Origin of the sequence: uncultured Neisseria sp., assembly GCF_951230505.1 — a bacterium.
Taxonomy (GTDB): Bacteria; Pseudomonadota; Gammaproteobacteria; order Burkholderiales; family Neisseriaceae; genus Neisseria.
The window spans coordinates 1-15,922 of the sequence record NZ_CATNVN010000032.1 but is presented as its reverse complement, the minus strand read 5'-3'; the positions used below and the strand labels follow the sequence as shown (position 1 = coordinate 15,922).

General features: G+C 47.9%; 14 protein-coding genes, 1 tRNA gene and 1 pseudogene. 8 read left to right on the top strand and 8 right to left on the bottom strand.

The genetic code is table 11. The features are described 5' to 3' along the window. Positions 1 to 151 precede the first annotated feature (151 nt). Positions 152 to 1,069, top strand: coding sequence for a homoserine kinase (thrB, locus tag Q1M25_RS03690; RefSeq protein ID WP_300481892.1), 918 nt, complete (start codon positions 152 to 154; stop codon positions 1,067 to 1,069). Between the two features lie 42 nt (positions 1,070 to 1,111). On the opposite strand, the gene Q1M25_RS03685 is transcribed toward thrB, so the two are convergent. The 4 genes from Q1M25_RS03685 to Q1M25_RS03670 all read right to left on the bottom strand — a co-directional run bounded on the left by Q1M25_RS03685 (position 1,112) and on the right by Q1M25_RS03670 (position 6,106). Further along, positions 1,112 to 2,638, bottom strand: a complete 1,527-nt coding sequence (locus tag Q1M25_RS03685) for a DHA2 family efflux MFS transporter permease subunit (RefSeq protein WP_300481889.1) — start codon at positions 2,636 to 2,638, stop codon at positions 1,112 to 1,114. Between the two features lie 101 nt (positions 2,639 to 2,739). Then, a complete protein-coding gene (locus Q1M25_RS03680; RefSeq protein ID WP_300481887.1) occupies positions 2,740 to 3,930 on the bottom strand; it encodes an efflux RND transporter periplasmic adaptor subunit in 1,191 nt (396 codons plus the stop codon). Between the two features lie 225 nt (positions 3,931 to 4,155). After that, positions 4,156 to 5,562, bottom strand: a complete 1,407-nt coding sequence (locus tag Q1M25_RS03675; RefSeq protein ID WP_300481885.1) for an efflux transporter outer membrane subunit — start codon at positions 5,560 to 5,562, stop codon at positions 4,156 to 4,158. A 49-nt stretch (positions 5,563 to 5,611) separates the two neighbouring features. After that, the gene (locus tag Q1M25_RS03670; RefSeq protein ID WP_004521040.1) at positions 5,612 to 6,106 is read right to left on the bottom strand and encodes a MarR family transcriptional regulator; all 495 of its coding nucleotides are present in this window, start codon (positions 6,104 to 6,106) and stop codon (positions 5,612 to 5,614) included. Between the two features lie 296 nt (positions 6,107 to 6,402). On the opposite strand from Q1M25_RS03670, the gene Q1M25_RS03665 reads away from it, so the two are divergent. After that, positions 6,403 to 7,284, top strand: coding sequence for a prephenate dehydrogenase (locus Q1M25_RS03665; RefSeq protein WP_300481881.1), 882 nt, complete (start codon positions 6,403 to 6,405; stop codon positions 7,282 to 7,284). 113 nt (positions 7,285 to 7,397) lie between these two features. On the opposite strand, the gene hisD is transcribed toward Q1M25_RS03665, so the two are convergent. The 4 genes from hisD to Q1M25_RS03645 form a co-directional block, all read right to left on the bottom strand. After that, positions 7,398 to 8,690 (bottom strand): histidinol dehydrogenase, encoded by a 1,293-nt coding sequence (hisD, locus tag Q1M25_RS03660; RefSeq protein ID WP_300481894.1) that lies wholly within the window; start codon positions 8,688 to 8,690, stop codon positions 7,398 to 7,400. A gap of 71 nt (positions 8,691 to 8,761) precedes the next feature. Beyond that, entirely contained in the window at positions 8,762 to 9,487 is a 726-nt protein-coding gene (nfsA, locus tag Q1M25_RS03655; protein ID WP_300481878.1) for an oxygen-insensitive NADPH nitroreductase, read from the bottom strand. Positions 9,488 to 9,535: 48 nt separating this feature from the next. After that, positions 9,536 to 10,189 carry an ATP phosphoribosyltransferase gene (gene hisG / locus Q1M25_RS03650; RefSeq protein WP_300481875.1) on the bottom strand — a complete coding sequence of 218 codons (654 nt, stop codon included), beginning with the start codon at positions 10,187 to 10,189 and terminating at the stop codon, positions 9,536 to 9,538. Between the two features lie 83 nt (positions 10,190 to 10,272). Continuing rightward, entirely contained in the window at positions 10,273 to 10,935 is a 663-nt protein-coding gene (locus Q1M25_RS03645; RefSeq protein ID WP_300481872.1) for an SCO family protein, read from the bottom strand. A 284-nt stretch (positions 10,936 to 11,219) separates the two neighbouring features. Here Q1M25_RS03645 and Q1M25_RS03640 point away from each other — a divergent pair. From Q1M25_RS03640 to Q1M25_RS03615, 6 genes and pseudogenes are all read left to right on the top strand, one after another. Then, positions 11,220 to 11,304 (top strand) — tRNA-Leu (locus Q1M25_RS03640). Positions 11,305 to 11,692: 388 nt separating this feature from the next. Beyond that, positions 11,693 to 13,420: a biosynthetic-type acetolactate synthase large subunit gene (gene ilvB / locus Q1M25_RS03635; RefSeq protein ID WP_003680037.1), complete on the top strand. Its 1,728-nt coding sequence runs from the start codon at positions 11,693 to 11,695 to the stop codon at positions 13,418 to 13,420. A 10-nt stretch (positions 13,421 to 13,430) separates the two neighbouring features. Further along, complete coding sequence (gene ilvN / locus Q1M25_RS03630; RefSeq protein ID WP_003685820.1) at positions 13,431 to 13,922, top strand: acetolactate synthase small subunit; 492 nt, start codon at positions 13,431 to 13,433, stop codon at positions 13,920 to 13,922. 66 nt (positions 13,923 to 13,988) lie between these two features. After that, complete coding sequence (locus Q1M25_RS03625; protein ID WP_300481867.1) at positions 13,989 to 14,282, top strand: putative quinol monooxygenase; 294 nt, start codon at positions 13,989 to 13,991, stop codon at positions 14,280 to 14,282. 61 nt (positions 14,283 to 14,343) lie between these two features. Beyond that, a complete protein-coding gene (ilvC, locus tag Q1M25_RS03620; protein ID WP_070825916.1) occupies positions 14,344 to 15,357 on the top strand; it encodes a ketol-acid reductoisomerase in 1,014 nt (337 codons plus the stop codon). A 389-nt stretch (positions 15,358 to 15,746) separates the two neighbouring features. Then, a pseudogene (locus Q1M25_RS03615) lies at positions 15,747 to 15,922 on the top strand (porin); the annotation flags it as partial.

Genomic DNA, 15,922 nt, shown 5'->3' with positions numbered 1-15,922 from the left:
TCCCCATACATACAAAAAAATACAAAACAAAGGCCGTCTGAAATGCTCTTTCAGACGGCCTTTTGAATTTGACCTATACTTTAATTTATATTGTTGACGCTTGTTTTTTGGTATGATGTTTCCTTGAGTTTATTTCAGCTTCGAGTTTGCTATGTCTGTCTATACCAGTGTTTCCGACGCTCAAATGCGCGATTTCTTGCTGCAATATGATTTGGGAGATTTCGTCTCTTTGCAGGGGATTGCCCAAGGGATTACTAACAGTAATTATTTTCTGACTACCTCAACCGGTCGTTATGTGTTGACTGTTTTTGAGGTTTTAAAATCAGAGGAACTACCTTTCTTTTTAGAGCTAAACCAACACTTGAGCCAAAATGGCGTTGCCTGTGCTGCTCCGATTGCTCGCAAAGATGGCAGACTGCATTCTATTTTGGCCGAAAAACCGGCTTGTTTGGTTACTTGTTTGAATGGTTCTGATACTGGCTGGCCAACTGAAGCTCAATGCTTCCATACCGGTGCTATGCTGGCCAAAATGCATTTAGTCGGTCAAAACTTTCCTTTAAAAATGAAAAATCCTCGTTATGATGACTGGTGGCGCGATGCCTGCACTCAGTTGCTGCCTGTTTTAGATTCTGAGGATGCTGCACTGCTTCAATCTGAAATTGCAGCTTTAGATGAAAATCTAGGAGAGCATTTACCTTCCGGTATTATCCATGCCGATTTATTTAAGGACAACGTCTTGCTTAATGGAGATGAAGTTTCCGGCTTTATCGATTTCTATTATGCGTGTAACGGTAATTTCATGTACGACTTGGCCATTGCAGTTAACGACTGGGCGCGGACAGCCGATAATAAATTAGACTCTGCTCTTTATGATGCTTTTATCCATGGCTATGAAAGCGTGCGTCCTTTATCTGATGAAGAACGCGCATATTTCCCTACTGCACAAAGAGCCGGATGTATCCGTTTCTGGGTGTCCCGCCTACTGGATTTCCATTTTCCTCAATCAGGTGAGATGACATTTATTAAAGATCCGAATGCATTTAGAGATCTACTATTGAGTCTTAAATAATATATAGATAAAAGGCCGTCTGAATCTAAAACGGCCTTTTATTTAATGCCCTCCCCCACTGGAGCCGTTAAATGGTGGTCTTGCCAGCCAAATAATGGGGATCATGCTGATGAATATGATGCTGCCTGCCAAGAAGATTTCATTTGAACCAATAATAAAGCCTTGTTGGGAAATGGTACTATTTATCGCAGCCAGGGCTTGCTCTTTGCTCAGGCCATTGGCCATCATGCCTTGAATAGATTGGTTGCTGATTGAGGACAATGAACTAATATGTTCGGTCAGCTGAGTATGGTGCAGAGCTTCGCGCCGTTCCCACATAGTGCTGACAACGGACACTCCGACACCGCCCATAAAGACTCGCAAGAAGTTAGACAGGCTACTGGCCGAGGCAATTTGATTGCCTTTCATATGTGATAAGGTGATACTGGTCAAAGGCAGGAAGAACATGGCTACGCCTAAACCCTGCCAAAACTGCGGCCAAACGACGTTGCTCATATCCATACCGGCATAGAAATCGGTTCGCCAATGGAATGTATAGGCAAATACCAAGAAGCTGGCACTGACAAACAGGCGCATATCGACGCGATTACCAAACTTACCGATAATCGGCGACAGAATAATCGGTAAAAAACCCACCGGCGCAGCAGCCAAACCGGCCCAAGTAGCGGTATAGCCGAGATTTGATTGCAACACTAAAGGCAGCAGGGTCAATGTACCCATATAAACCATGAAGCCCAACGATGTGGCAACAACGCCTATTGTGAAGTTTCTATTTTTAAACAATGACAAATCGACAATCGGGTATTTCTCTCCCAGCTCCCAAACAATAAAATATGTCAGGAACACCAAAGCGGTAACGCCCAAAACGATAATCTCTCCTGAGGCAAACCAGTCCAATTCCTTGCCCCTATCAAGCATCATTTGCAATGCACCGACACCGACAATCATCAACACCAGCCCGACATAATCGATTGGCGCCCTAATAATTTCGGTTTCCCTGTGTCTAAGCTGTTTCCAAGCAATGGAGGCGGATAAAATCCCAATCGGGATATTGATAAAGAAAATCCATCCCCAATGCCAGTTGTCCGAAATCCAACCGCCTAGAATCGGTCCCAATACAGGAGCAACAACGACGGTCATTGCCCATAATGCCAGTGCCAATGTTCGTTTTTCAGGCGGATAGGAAGCCATCAACAGGCTTTGGGACAAGGGAATCAATGGTCCGGCAATGAAACCTTGCAATACACGGAAAAAAACCAAAGCTTGAAGATTATGTGCCATACCGCACAGCCATGACGTTACGACAAACCCGATCACGGCGGCGATAAAGATTTTAACCTCACCAAACCGCTTGGCCAAAAAACCTGTCAAGGGAACGGAAATGGCATTGGCTACGGCAAATGAGGTAATCACCCAAGTTCCCTGCGTGGTAGCCGCGCCTAAATCCCCTGCGATAACAGGCACGGCGACGTTGGCGATGGTGCTGTCCAAGACTTCCATAAATACGGCCAAGCTGAGCGCCAAAGTTGCCAACACCAGCTTAAACCCTTGTAACGGCGGATAATTCATATTTTTAAACTATAAGACAACCGCCAACGCGGTCGATTGAAGAGAATCAATATTTCAGACGGCCTGAGCCTTCAATAAAAGACTCAGGCCGTCTGAAAAGATTATTTTGCGTATTGCTCGAAGATTTTATCGACTAAAGCATCGGCGGCTTTCCAATCCACACTTTCCGTTTCCGGCAAGGCAGTATTTTGTTCCGCTTCGGCAGTCATGGCTTTACCGCTGCCCTTCTCGGCAATATCGACTTTAACAGTCATCGACAAACCGACACGGAGCGGATTTTGTTGCAATTCTTTAGCATCCAAACTGATACGCACCGGCACACGTTGCACAACTTTAATCCAGTTGCCCGTTGCGTTTTGCGCCGGCAATAATGAAAACGCACTGCCCGTACCGGCCGACAAGCCCATTACCTTGCCATGGTAAACCACTTTACTGCCGTACAAATCGGCTGTCATTTCAACAGGCTGGCCGATTTTCATTTTGCGCAGTTGCGACTCTTTAAAGTTGGCATCCACCCACAGTTCAGACAGAGGCACAACGGCCATCATCGGCGTACCTTGCACGATACGTTGGCCGACTTGGACATTTCGTTTGGCAATTTGGCCGCCGATCGGCGAACGGATTTGCGTACGTTGCAAATTCAACCAAGCGTCTTTGATGTGGCTGATGGCCGTCTGAACTGCCGGTTGTTGGCGCAGAGGAATATTGCTGCCCAACGCTGCCTGAGCAGAAACTTCTTCCGCCTCAACCGCTTTCAATGCAGCCTGAGCCTGAACCACAGCGGCGCGGGCATGGCTGAGTTCTTCTCCGGAAACCGCTTCCGTACCCGCCAAGGATTCACGGCGGCGCAAATCGGCTTGCGCACGGGCCAAATCGGCTTTGCGTAACAACACTTGCGCTTTGGCTTTTGAATTGACCGCAGTTTGCTGTTTGTTTTGACGGATGGCCTGAATCAATTCATTTTGCGCGCGATCGTATGCCAGCTGAAAATCGCTGTCATCCAAAGCCACCAACACATCGCCTTTTTTCACGACATCCGTATCGTCATACATGACTTTGCGAACCGTGCCGTTCACCTGCGGCGTAATCATCACCAAATGACCGGCCACATAAGCATCTTCTGTTTCTTCTTCATGCTGCCAAAACAGAAAATACGCCAAAGCAACTACGGCTGCCGCAATAAGGAATAGGAGTGTAACGATAACTAAATTGCGTTTGCGATGCGTTTTAGCGCCGGAAGCGGCTACTTCCGTTTCATTTTGGACATTATTTTTTTCTGATTGAGTATCCATAAGTCCCAACTTTAATTTTGCACATGTGATAACGATATTATTGTCTTACTGGGCGCTGACTTATACCATCAGTCCCCAAAATACGCGCGTTTAACACGCTAAAGGGTCATATTTTATAGTTACACTCTATTCATTACAATAATTTCTTCCGGTAGCAAATGTAAATAAGGTAAGCAAAAGGCCGTCTGAAATTACTTTCAGACGGCCTACGTTTTAATCAAACGTTTATTTCTTATTTAATTTAAAGCCTCCGCCCAACTGGGCATTGAGGTTACTCCAAGCTGTCAGATATTCTGCATGGTATTGAACCGCAGACATTTTTGTACGCGCAGCTTCGTCTTGTTTTTGCAAAGCGGTCAAGCCGTTATCCAAACCTGCACGAACACGTCCTTTCGCATTTTGTACAGATTTATCCGCGATATTGACCATCTTATTCCAAGTATCTTGTCGGCTCTTCAGGCTTTGATAGTCGACTACGGCATCTGCCGCCGAACGCATGGCATTCAAAACAGTTTGGTCATACACGGCAACCTGCTCGTTATATTGGGCACGTTTGCCCGCCAATTTAGACTGCAGCGCACCGGAAGTAAACAATGGCAGATTCAAAGCCGGAACGATGCCCAACATACCGGAGGTTCGTCCGCGAATCAGATTGAACGCATCAATGTGCGTCATACCTGCCAAAACTTTTAATTCGATATTCGGGTAAAACTCTGCTTCAGTCGATTTGACGATATGCCATTTCTCTTCAAGCAAGGCTTTTTGCGCCGCGATATCGGGTCGGGCTGCCAGCAAATCCGCTTCAATTCGGTTAACCGGCAATGACGGCACAGCCGCCATTTTTTCCGGAACCTGTCCATTCAATGCACCCGGCACTCGGCCGGTCAATACAGCCAGACTGTTGCGGATTTTCTCATTTTTCTGAGTCCATGCCGATTTTTCAAGCTGTAATTGCTGTTGCGCCATTTCCAGAGCGTGCAAGGCATCGGCAGGAGCCAGCTGCGCTTTAACGCGTTGTTGCATCAGTTTCAATGCCTTATCCGCTAACTCTATGCGCGTATCTAGCAGCGCCAGTTGTTCTGTCGCCATCTGCCACGCAAAATATTGGGCAGCAACGGCATGAGCCAACTCGGTGCGGATGTGCTGCGCTTCATATACTGCTGCCCGGCTTTTTCCTAAAACAGCTTGAATCTGCTCTCGGTTTTTACCCCAAAAGTCGAAAACCAAACTGCCTTGTAAGGCTGCGTGCGCCAAAACCAATGTATGGTCGGTATCAACCATACCGGCTTGAGGTTTGGGTGAAACATAAGCACCCAGACCTGTAACGCCCAAACCGACTTGCGGTTTGTTTGCGGCTCCTACAACGCCCAGCTGCGCCTGAGCCTGCTCAAACCTTGCCTTGACGACACGCAGATTGGTAGACGTCTGAATGGCGGAAGCAATCAAATTGTTTAATTTTTTATCTTTCAGCTTCATCCACCAGCCGTCTTGGGCAGTAGCGGCAGATTGGCCTTGCGGCAGCGGATAGGCTGTTGTCTCATCCAAAGGCGACTGTTTGCCGAACGGCGCACATGCCGCCAACAGCGAAACAGCGGCAACGCATACGCTTGATTTGACCAAACCTAATTTCATACAGACTCCGTTTATGTGTGCCTGCCGCAGACCATCAGGCCGTCTGTTGTCAATTGCCCAAACGGTTCAACAGTTTACCCAACAGGTGTTGCAGCGTATCATAATCCTCTTTCGTGAAATCTTCCCACGCCTGGCCGCTCTGACGGGCAATTTGCGGCCATACTTCGTGGATGAAGGTCTCACCCGAAGGGGTCAATTTTAGCACAATCTGACGGCGGTCTTTTTGATTGATATAACGCTCTACCCAGCCGCGCTCAACCATGTCGTCCGACAGGCGTGTGGCACTGGTGCGCGTCAAGTCCATCAAGTCGCTCAAGCGCGAAGGCAGGATTTCGCTGTTTGGGCTGACGTAAACCGCCATCAGGGAAAACCACAGGTTTTCATTGATGCCGAACGCTTTCAGGTTTTCGTTCAAATGGCTGCTCAAACGTTCGGTTACGATGCGCAACATGCGGGATACTTGGTTTTGCTGCTCCGGAAACTGCGGCAGACGGGTAGAAAGCAAACGCATTGCGTTGACTAATTCGGTTTGTGAAAAACTCATAAATTCCTTCTTTCTGAGTGAATTATTTTATTCGATATCAATCAAAATAAAATATGATGTAATAATTTACTTTAAGATACCAATTACTTACTTTAAGACGTTATACTAATTCAGATGATTATTTTAGTGTATGAAAATCTGATAATCGGTTACATGCTCCTACTAAACGGAGTTTTCTATGCCTAAATCATGAAAATTCGACCATAAAAAAGGCCGTCTGAAACCTTGATGACAACTTTCAGACGACCTCCATAACGGATTAAAATAAGCTTTTCCACTTGTACCGGATTCAAACCATGAACACTTCCGCCTTTTTCCCCCACATTACCCTTATCGGCGTCGGTTTAATCGGCGGCTCGTTCATGCTCGACCTCAAACGCTTGGGACTGGTGCAAACCGTTACCGGCATCGACACCAATGCCGACAACCTCAATTACGCACTCGAATGCGGTATCATCGACCATGCCTATCCGAATATTTGCGCCGAAAGTATCGGCAATGCCGATTTGGTTTTGATTGCCACGCCTGTCTCCGTCCTGCCTGACGTATGCCGCGACATCAAGCCCTTCTTAAAAGATACAGCCTGCGTTTCCGATGTCGGCAGCACCAAACAATCGGCACTCAATGCCTTCCGCACCCACTTATCCGACCGCCTGCCGCAATGTTTTGCCTCCCACCCGATTGCCGGCTCGGATCAAAGCGGGGCAAAATCCGCGCGTTGCGGTTTGTTTCAAAACAGCCGCCTTATCATTACGCTACACGGCCAAGAAGCTTCAGACGGCCTAAGACGGCTGAAAAGCCTGTGGCAGGCGGTTGGTTCACAAATTTCCACCATGAGCGCCGAAGAACACGACAATATTTTTGCCGCCGTTTCCCACCTGCCGCACTTGGCCGCCTTTGCCTATGTTCATGCTTTGGTTGACCATCCGCACGGCAAAGACTATCTCCCCTATGCCGCCACCGGCTTTCGCGACTTTACCCGCATTGCTTCCAGCCATCCTGCCGTTTGGACAGACATCTGCATGGCCAACAGCCCTGCCCTGCTCAAGCTGACCGGCGACTTGAAAGAACAATTATCCAAATTGGAACAGCTCCTTTCAGAAGGCAACAAAACCGAGCTTTACCGCTATTTTGAAGAAGCCGCACAAATGCGTAATGACTGGCTGAAAAACCGTTAAATCTGTTTTCAGACGGCCTGATACCTTCTCAGCTAAAATCTTCATCACAATAAAAAGGGCATCTGTTTAGATGCCCTTTTTTTGATTTCTTACGACTTTAACCAACGTTTCACTCAGTCTTTCAAACGAAACTCAGCCGCTCTGGCGTGCGCGGTCAAGCTTTCGCCATGCGCCAACACGCTGGCGGTTTTACCCAACTTCTGTGCGCCTTGTTCTGAAACCTGAATCAGACTGGAGCGTTTTTGGAAATCATATGTTCCCAAAGGAGAAGAGAAACGCGCCGTGCGGCTGGTCGGCAAAACGTGGTTAGGGCCTGCACAATAGTCGCCCAGGCTTTCACTGGTATAGCGTCCCATGAAAATCGCACCGGCGTGGCGGATTTTTTTCGCCCACTTTTGCGGATTTTCAACCGACAGTTCCAAGTGCTCTGGAGAAATATAGTTGGCGATTTCGCAGGCTTCGTCCAAATCTTTAGCCAAAATCATTGCGCCGCGGTTACCCAATGAAGCTTCAATAATCGCACGGCGCGGCATGGTTTCAATCAAGCGGTTCATGGCCGTCTGAACTTCGTCCAAATACGCTGGAGAAGTACCGATCAAAATCGCTTGTGCAATTTCATCGTGTTCCGCCTGGCTGAACAAATCCATGGCCACCCAATCGGCAGGCGTCGTGCCATCGGCAATCACCAAAATTTCAGACGGCCCTGCCACCATGTCGATGCCGACCACGCCGAACACGCGACGTTTGGCCGCAGCGACAAAAGCATTGCCCGGGCCGGTAATCTTATCGACTTGAGGCACCGATTCCGTACCATAGGCCAAAGCCGCAACCGCCTGCGCGCCGCCGACCGTAAACACTTTAGTTACACCGGCCACAAAAGCAGCCGCCAACACAATATCGTTGCGCTCGCCTTTCGGAGTAGGAACGACCATGATGATTTCTTTCACGCCGGCAACGTGGGCAGGCATGGCATTCATGATGACGGAACTCGGATAAGCGGCTTTACCGCCCGGAACATAAATACCGACACGGTCAAGCGGCGTAATCTGTTGGCCCAAAAGCGTGCCGTCTTCGTCTTCGTAAGTCCACGACTCCATTTTTTGGTGTTTATGGTAGCTTTCCACCCGTCTCGCGGCCGTTTTCAAGGCCGTCTGAATGTTTTCGGGCAAACGCTCAAACGCAGACTGCAAATCGTCTTGCGTCAGGATTAAATCGTCGATGGTTTGAGCGGATGTGCCGTCAAAGCGGTTGGTGTATTCAATCAGCGCCGCATCGCCGCGTTTTTGAACATCGGCGCAGATGTCGGCAACAATACGGTCAATTTCAGGGTTTTGCGCGGTTTCAAAAGCAAGTAACGCTTTGAGTTCAGCTTGAAAATCAGGGGATTGGGTGTCGAGTTTCTTCATGGTTTGCTCTCTTCCTTGTTTCATTCCTATTATTTTCAGACGGCCTCAATCACTCAAAGGCCGTCTGAACATTATTTTTTCAAAAAACCTTTTTTCTGCAAAAACGCCAACATATGCGGCCGCACAGGATTACCCAAGGTTTTGGCCAGCGATTCCTTCCAAGGTATCGGACTGCCCTTGCGCAACTCATAATAATCCGCTACTGCCTGATTATAGGCTTCAACCGCATCGGCATTCAGGCTCGGACAGGCGTTTTCGGCATAGACCATTTCCTTAGGCAGGCGCGGCTTGAGTGGCGGGTCTTGATCAGGATAACCGAGGCACAGCCCCACCAAAGGCACGCAATAATCCGGCAGGTTCAACACATCCGACACTTTTTGCGCATTATTGCGCAACGCGCCAATATACACGCCGCCCAGCCCAAGCGATTCGGCGGCAAGCAATACGTTTTGCGCCATAATGCCTGCATCGACCGCGCCAATCAGGGTTACCTCCGCCCAATCAATTTGCGCATCGGGAAACATTGCCTTGTGTTTGGAAAAATCGATGCAAAACAATAAAAATTCCGCACAATGGACAATATAAAGTGCGCTTCCTGCCGCTTCATGTATCCCCTGCCTCAGCGCAAGGTCGGATACGCGGATGATGGAAACGCATTGCAGATTGTTGGAAGTCGAAGCCTGTTGTCCGGCGCGAACCAGCGTATCGAGGATTTCATCGGCAATCAGTTCGGAAGTAAACCTGCGGATGGAACGATGGGAAAGAATCGTATCGAGTGTCGGTTTGCTTTGCATCATGATGGGGCTTTCAAACTGGGTTGGCAGACAGGTTTTGCCAAAAACTTTTCAGACGGCCTTAGCGGCATTTTCAAATGCCTGAATAATCGGATTCAACAGCGCATATTTGGTTTTCAACGCCGCCTTGTTGACCACCAAGCGGCTGGAAATATCAGCCACATGTTCCACAGCTTCCAAACCATTGGCCTTCAATGTATTGCCGCTGGAAACCAAATCGACAATCGCATCGCTCAGGCCGACCAAAGGCGCAAGCTCCATCGAGCCGTACAGTTTGATGATGTCCACATGCACACCCTTGTCGGCAAAGTGTTCGGCGGCGATATCGGGATATTTAGTAGCAATCCGCAAGCGGCTGCCGGGTTTGGACGCAGCGGCGTAATCAAAACCTTTTTTAACCGCAACCATCATGCGGCATGAGGCGATGTGCAAATCCAAAGGTTGATACAGGCCATCTCCGCCATGCTCGATCAGCACGTCCTTACCGGCAATACCAAAATCCGCCGCACCATATTGCACATAAGTCGGCACATCGGTCGCGCGCACAATCACCAAACGGATATTGTCATGATTGGTACCAATAATCAGCTTGCGTGATTTTTCGGGCTCTTCTGCAGGCACAATACCGGCGACGGCCAACAGCGGCAGGGTTTCCTCAAAAATTCGCCCCTTGGATAAAGCAATCGTTAAAAGTGTGTCGGTCATTTTTTTATTCTCCTTTGCCGTATCATAAAGCAAGAAGGCCGTCTGAAATCCACAACCCATTTCAGACGGCCCCAACTACGGTTTTACAATAAAGTTTTCACATCAGCCGCAATCGTTTCCGGCTCGCTGCCATAAGGCGAGAAAATCGCCACTTCGCCGTTTTTATCAATCAAATATGCACCTGAAGAGTGGTCAACCAAATAGTTTTCGCTGTCTTCTTTTTGGTTTACTTTAGCCGATACCACACGGTATTGCTGTTTGATGACAGGCAGGCTTTGATCGCCGGTTGCCGTCAGGCCGATAAAATCAGGGTTGAACTGTTTGGCGTATTTGCCGATTACTTCAGGCGTATCGCGCTCAGGGTCAATGCTGACGAATACCACTTTCACGTCTTTAGCCTGATCGCCCAATTGTTTTAAAGTGTCGCTGTAAGTCAGCAACTCGGTTGGGCATACGTCAGGACAGTGGGTATAACCGAAAGACAGGATAACCACTTTGCCTTTCAAATCGCTCAGGCTGAAAGGTTTGCCGTCGCCATCGGTCAATGTAAAGTCACCGCCAATATCTTCTTTGCGCATATCGGTACCACGCGCTTGCGCTTTGGCAGTAGATTCACCGGAAGCAGCAGGCGCAGCAGAAGCGGCAGGTGTCGAAGAAGCCTCTTTGGCCTCTTCTTTAGGCTGACAAGCAGCCAGAGCAGCCAACGCAAAAGCACTGAGTAGGAAAGTTCGTGTAACGGAAAGCATAAATTTTCTCCAAAACCGTTTCAAATAAGTGCGGCCAAATAACTGCCCGGCCGATATAAAAACAAAACATCTTCATATTAACGCGTTTGACACATTAAATGTAGCCCTTTTTGCAGATAAATACTGCTTTTTTTGTTTTAAAAATCTGCCTTCCATTTAGATAGCCATCAAATGTAAAAAGTTTAATTCATTAAAAATCAAATAAATATAAAAATAATCCAATTTTTTTTCAATTACTGCTTTACAAGATTCGAGAACTCGCTATAATGACGACTTCTTCGCTAGCCCAGGTGGCGAAATTGGTAGACGCAGGGGACTCAAAATCCCCCGCCGCAAGGTGTGTCGGTTCGAGTCCGACCCTGGGCACCAAATTAAAAAAACCTCTTGATTCAGTCAAGAGGTTTTTTGCTATTCATCATTTGCAAAACCTTCTCCTTACTCAAACTGTCAACAATCCACCCACATCAAGCTCAATAAAACTATTTTTTTATTTCTTTAAAATCAAACGATAATCTATTTTCACTCCTTAAACGTTAAAAGATGAAAGATTTTGTCTTGCTTGTACAGTCGGATTGCGTTATCGTTTCTACTCTTTTTCACAAACTCTGTGTTTCTTTCCAATTGCTTGGATAGTCTGACTGTCATCGTATTCCCTCAGTGCGCGTACCCTAAATCGCTGCTTGGTGGAATTGCATTACAGGTGCTGTGGTGAGGCGGATTGTTCCTATTGGTTTGAGACCATATAAAAGAGGTCAATATGCAATTATCAGGCGCACAAATCATCGTGCAAAGTCTCAAAGCCGAAGGTGTCGAGTATGTATTCGGCTATCCGGGCGGCGCGGTTATCGAAATCTACGATGCCCTTTTCCAACTCAATAAATTCAAGCACATCCTGGTTCGCCACGAGCAGGCCGCCGTACATGCGGCAGATGCCTATGCCCGTGTCAGCGGCAAAGTCGGCGTTGCCTTGGTGACTTCCGGCCCGGGCGTGACCAATGCCCTGACCGGTATCGCCACTGCTTACAGTGACTCCATTCCGTTGGTAGTCATCAGTGGCCAGGTGGGCAACTCCCTTATCGGGACAGACGCATTCCAAGAAGTGGATACAGTCGGCATTACCCGCCCTTGTGTCAAACACAATTTCTTGGTGACCAATATTGCTGAGTTGGCAGATACCATCAAAAAAGCTTTCCAAATCGCCGCCAGCGGCCGTCCGGGTCCCGTTGTTGTCGATGTTCCTAAAGATGTCACCCAAGCAATGGCTAAATTCAGCTATCCGCAAGAAGACATCTTCATCCGCTCTTACCAACCGGTTGTACAAGGCCACATCGGTCAAATCAAAAAAGCCGTACAAATGCTGGCTTCCGCCAAACGCCCTATTGTTTACTTTGGCGGCGGTGTGGTTTTAGGCAATGCCTCTGAGGAAATGACCAAATTCGTCCGCATGATCGGCGCTCCTTGTACCGGTACATTGATGGGCTTGGGTGCATACCCTTCCAGCGACCGCCAATTCTTGGGTATGCTGGGTATGCACGGTACTTACGAAGCCAACCTCGCCATGCAGAATGCAGACGTTGTACTGGCAATCGGTGCGCGCTTCGATGACCGCGTGATTTCCGTGCCGTCCAAATTCTTTGAAAAAGCCAAAAAAATTATTCATATCGACGTTGACCCGTCCAGCATTGCCAAACGCGTCAAAGTGGATATCCCGATTGTCGGTGACGTGAAAAACGTATTGTCTGAAATGATTCAATTGTGGGGCAAGCAAGAATCTGCACCTGCTGCCGACTCATTGGATAAATGGTGGAAAAGCATTGAAGAATGGCGTTCACGCAACTGCCTGTGGTTTGATAATGAAAGCGAAATCATCAAACCGCAATACGTCATTCAAAAACTGGCCGAAATCACCAATAATTCTGCCATCATTACTTCCGACGTCGGTCAACACCAAATGTTTACCGCCCAATATTACCCATTTGAGCGTCCACGCCAATGGCTCAATTCCGGCGGTTTAGGCACAATGGGCGTCGGCCTGCCATATGCCATCGGTGCAAAACTGGCCGCTCCTGATCAAGATGTATTCTGCATCACCGGTGAAGGCTCGATCCAGATGAACATCCAAGAGCTGTCGACCTGCTTCCAATACCGCGTTCCTGTTAACGTCGTTACCCTGAACAACGGCTACCTCGGCATGGTCCGCCAATGGCAAGAACTTTATTACGGCAACCGTGAATCAGAAACCTATTTCGACTCATTGCCTGATTTTGTCAAACTGGCCGAAGCCTACGGCCATATCGGCATCCGTGTGGACAAGAAATCCGATGTCGAAGGCGCGTTGCTGGAAGCATTAAACCAAAAAGACCGCCTGGTATTCCTCGATTTCTTGACCGACAAGAAACAAAACGTACTGCCTATGGTCGGCAACGGCAAAGGCTTGGACGAGATGGTTCTGCCGCCGCATATGCGCGAAACATTGTCAGCGTAAGGAGAGAAAAATGCGACATATCTTATCTATTCTGATGGAAAACGAATCAGGTGCGATGAGCCGTGTGGTAGGTTTGTTCTCCGCACGCGATTACAACATCGACTCCTTGGCTGTTGCACCAACCGAAGACAAAACCTTGTCTCGCATGACCATCGTTACCCATGGCGACGAACACGTTATCGAGCAAATCACCAAACAACTCAACAAACTGATTGAAGTTATCAAAGTGGTCGATTTGAACGAAAGCCGTTTTGTCGAACGCGAGCTGATGTTGGTAAAAGTCCGCGCCGTCGGCAAAGACCGCGACGAATTCCTGCGATTGACCGAAATCTACCGCGGCAGCGTCATTGATGTAACAGACCGCAGCTACACCATCGAAATCACAGGCTCTACCGAAAAACTCGACTCTTTCCTCGAGACAGTCGGTCGTGCTCAAATTTTGGAAACCGTCCGCACAGGCGCAGCCGGCATCGGCCGCGGTGAGCGTATTTTGAAAATTTAACGCTGTATCGCTCAGACGGCCTTTTACTTTCAACAAAGGCCGTCTGAAAAACAGTAGGAGACAAACGTGTCACGCATCCAAATCATTGCATTAGTTACCGTCAAACCCGAATACACCGAGGCTCTGGCTGCCCAGTTTAAAGAATTGGTCAAAGTCAGCCGTGCAGAAGAAGGCAACATCAGCTACGACCTGCACCAAGAAATCGGCAAACCCAACCGTTTCGTATTCGTAGAAAGCTGGAAATCCCAAGCAGCTATTGACGAACACAATGCCAGCGAACATTTCCAAAACTTCGTCAAATCCATCGAAGGAAAAACCGAAACACTGGAAATCGTCTTGATGAACCAAGTCCCCGCTTAAGCCCTTATTACTTTTAACTCAACCCGGATTATCCGGAACCCTCTTACACTAAGGAAATAAAATGCAAGTTTATTACGATAAAGACGCTGACCTTTCTCTGATCAAAGGCAAAACCGTTGCCATCATCGGTTACGGTTCACAAGGTCACGCACACGCAGCAAACCTGAAAGATTCCGGCGTAAATGTCGTCATCGGTCTGCGCCAAGGCGGCTCTTGGAAAAAAGCCGAAGCAGCCGGCCACGACGTGCGCACCGTTGCCGAAGCAACCAAAGCAGCCGACGTTGTGATGATTCTGTTGCCTGACGAAAACCAACCTATCGTATACAAAAACGAAATCGAGCCAAACTTGAAAGAAGGCGCAGTATTGGCATTCGCTCACGGCTTCAACGTACACTACAACCAAATCGTCCCTCGCGCCGACCTCGACGTTATCATGGTTGCCCCTAAAGGCCCAGGCCACACCGTACGCAGCGAATTCCTGAAAGGCGGCGGCGTACCTTCCCTGATCGCCGTTTACCAAGATAAAAGCGGCAAAGCTAAAGACATCGCCCTGTCTTACGCCGCAGCCAACGGCGGTACCAAAGGCGGCGTGATTGAAACCAACTTCCGCGAAGAAACCGAAACCGACCTCTTTGGCGAACAAGCCGTATTGTGCGGCGGCGTGGTTGAATTGATCAAAACCGGCTTCGAAACCCTGACTGAAGCAGGCTACGCCCCAGAAATGGCCTACTTCGAATGCCTGCACGAAATGAAGCTCATTGTTGACCTGATTTACGAAGGCGGCATCGCCAACATGAACTACTCTATTTCCAACAATGCAGAGTACGGCGAATACGTAACCGGCGTCGAAGTCATCAACGACAAATCCCGCGAAGCCATGCGCAATGCCCTCAAACGCATCCAAACCGGCGAATACGCTAAAATGTTCATCCAAGAAGGTGCCGTCAACTATGCCAGCATGACAGCCCGTCGCCGTCTGACCGCTGATCACCAAATTGAAAAAGTCGGCGCTCAACTGCGTTCTATGATGCCTTGGATTGCCAAAAACAAACTGGTTGACCAAGACAAAAACTAATCTATCTTCCAATCAAATAAAACCTGCCCGAGCAATCAGGCAGGTTTTTTATATATTTGCAAACCCAATACACTATAAATTTTAATTACCAAGGCCGTCCGAAAACACGATAAACAATATTCACAACCCAATTTTATATACCCCATATTTTATAGCCATCCCAAAATTACCTTTTAGAAAAACACATTACAAAATAAAAGACCGCCTTATGCTTCCACCCTGTCTGTAAAAAACAACGTTTCCCTGCAAAAATCACTCAAAACAAGAGGAAAATTTGTTTTCCTAGGCCATAACCTTTATATTATGGTCATGGAATCGTTGAAATAGAACGATATCGTAATAAGAAGAACGAATACTCGCTTCTTCACACTTAAAAAAGGAAAACAGCAATGAAAAAATCTCTGATTGCCCTGACTCTGGCGGCTCTGCCTGTTGCAGCTATGGCTGACGTAACTCTGTACGGTCAAATTAAAGCTGGCGTTGAAGTATCCAAAGTAAAATTGGGTGAACAAACTGCTGCTAAACTGGGTCACGAGAAAAGCTCTAAAACTGCTACTGAAATCGC

What these genes read in the sequence shown, in the direction of transcription:
- thrB (WP_300481892.1), top strand. Translation starts at nt 152, where the DNA reads ATGTCTGTCTATACCAGTGTTTCCGACGCTCAAATGCGCGATTTCTTG.
- Q1M25_RS03685 (WP_300481889.1), bottom strand. Translation starts at nt 2,638, where the DNA reads ATGAATTATCCGCCGTTACAAGGGTTTAAGCTGGTGTTGGCAACTTTG.
- Q1M25_RS03680 (WP_300481887.1), bottom strand. Translation starts at nt 3,930, where the DNA reads ATGGATACTCAATCAGAAAAAAATAATGTCCAAAATGAAACGGAAGTA.
- Q1M25_RS03675 (WP_300481885.1), bottom strand. Translation starts at nt 5,562, where the DNA reads ATGAAATTAGGTTTGGTCAAATCAAGCGTATGCGTTGCCGCTGTTTCG.
- Q1M25_RS03670 (WP_004521040.1), bottom strand. Translation starts at nt 6,106, where the DNA reads ATGAGTTTTTCACAAACCGAATTAGTCAACGCAATGCGTTTGCTTTCT.
- Q1M25_RS03665 (WP_300481881.1), top strand. Translation starts at nt 6,403, where the DNA reads ATGAACACTTCCGCCTTTTTCCCCCACATTACCCTTATCGGCGTCGGT.
- hisD (WP_300481894.1), bottom strand. Translation starts at nt 8,690, where the DNA reads ATGAAGAAACTCGACACCCAATCCCCTGATTTTCAAGCTGAACTCAAA.
- nfsA (WP_300481878.1), bottom strand. Translation starts at nt 9,487, where the DNA reads ATGATGCAAAGCAAACCGACACTCGATACGATTCTTTCCCATCGTTCC.
- hisG (WP_300481875.1), bottom strand. Translation starts at nt 10,189, where the DNA reads ATGACCGACACACTTTTAACGATTGCTTTATCCAAGGGGCGAATTTTT.
- Q1M25_RS03645 (WP_300481872.1), bottom strand. Translation starts at nt 10,935, where the DNA reads ATGCTTTCCGTTACACGAACTTTCCTACTCAGTGCTTTTGCGTTGGCT.
- ilvB (WP_003680037.1), top strand. Translation starts at nt 11,693, where the DNA reads ATGCAATTATCAGGCGCACAAATCATCGTGCAAAGTCTCAAAGCCGAA.
- ilvN (WP_003685820.1), top strand. Translation starts at nt 13,431, where the DNA reads ATGCGACATATCTTATCTATTCTGATGGAAAACGAATCAGGTGCGATG.
- ilvC (WP_070825916.1), top strand. Translation starts at nt 14,344, where the DNA reads ATGCAAGTTTATTACGATAAAGACGCTGACCTTTCTCTGATCAAAGGC.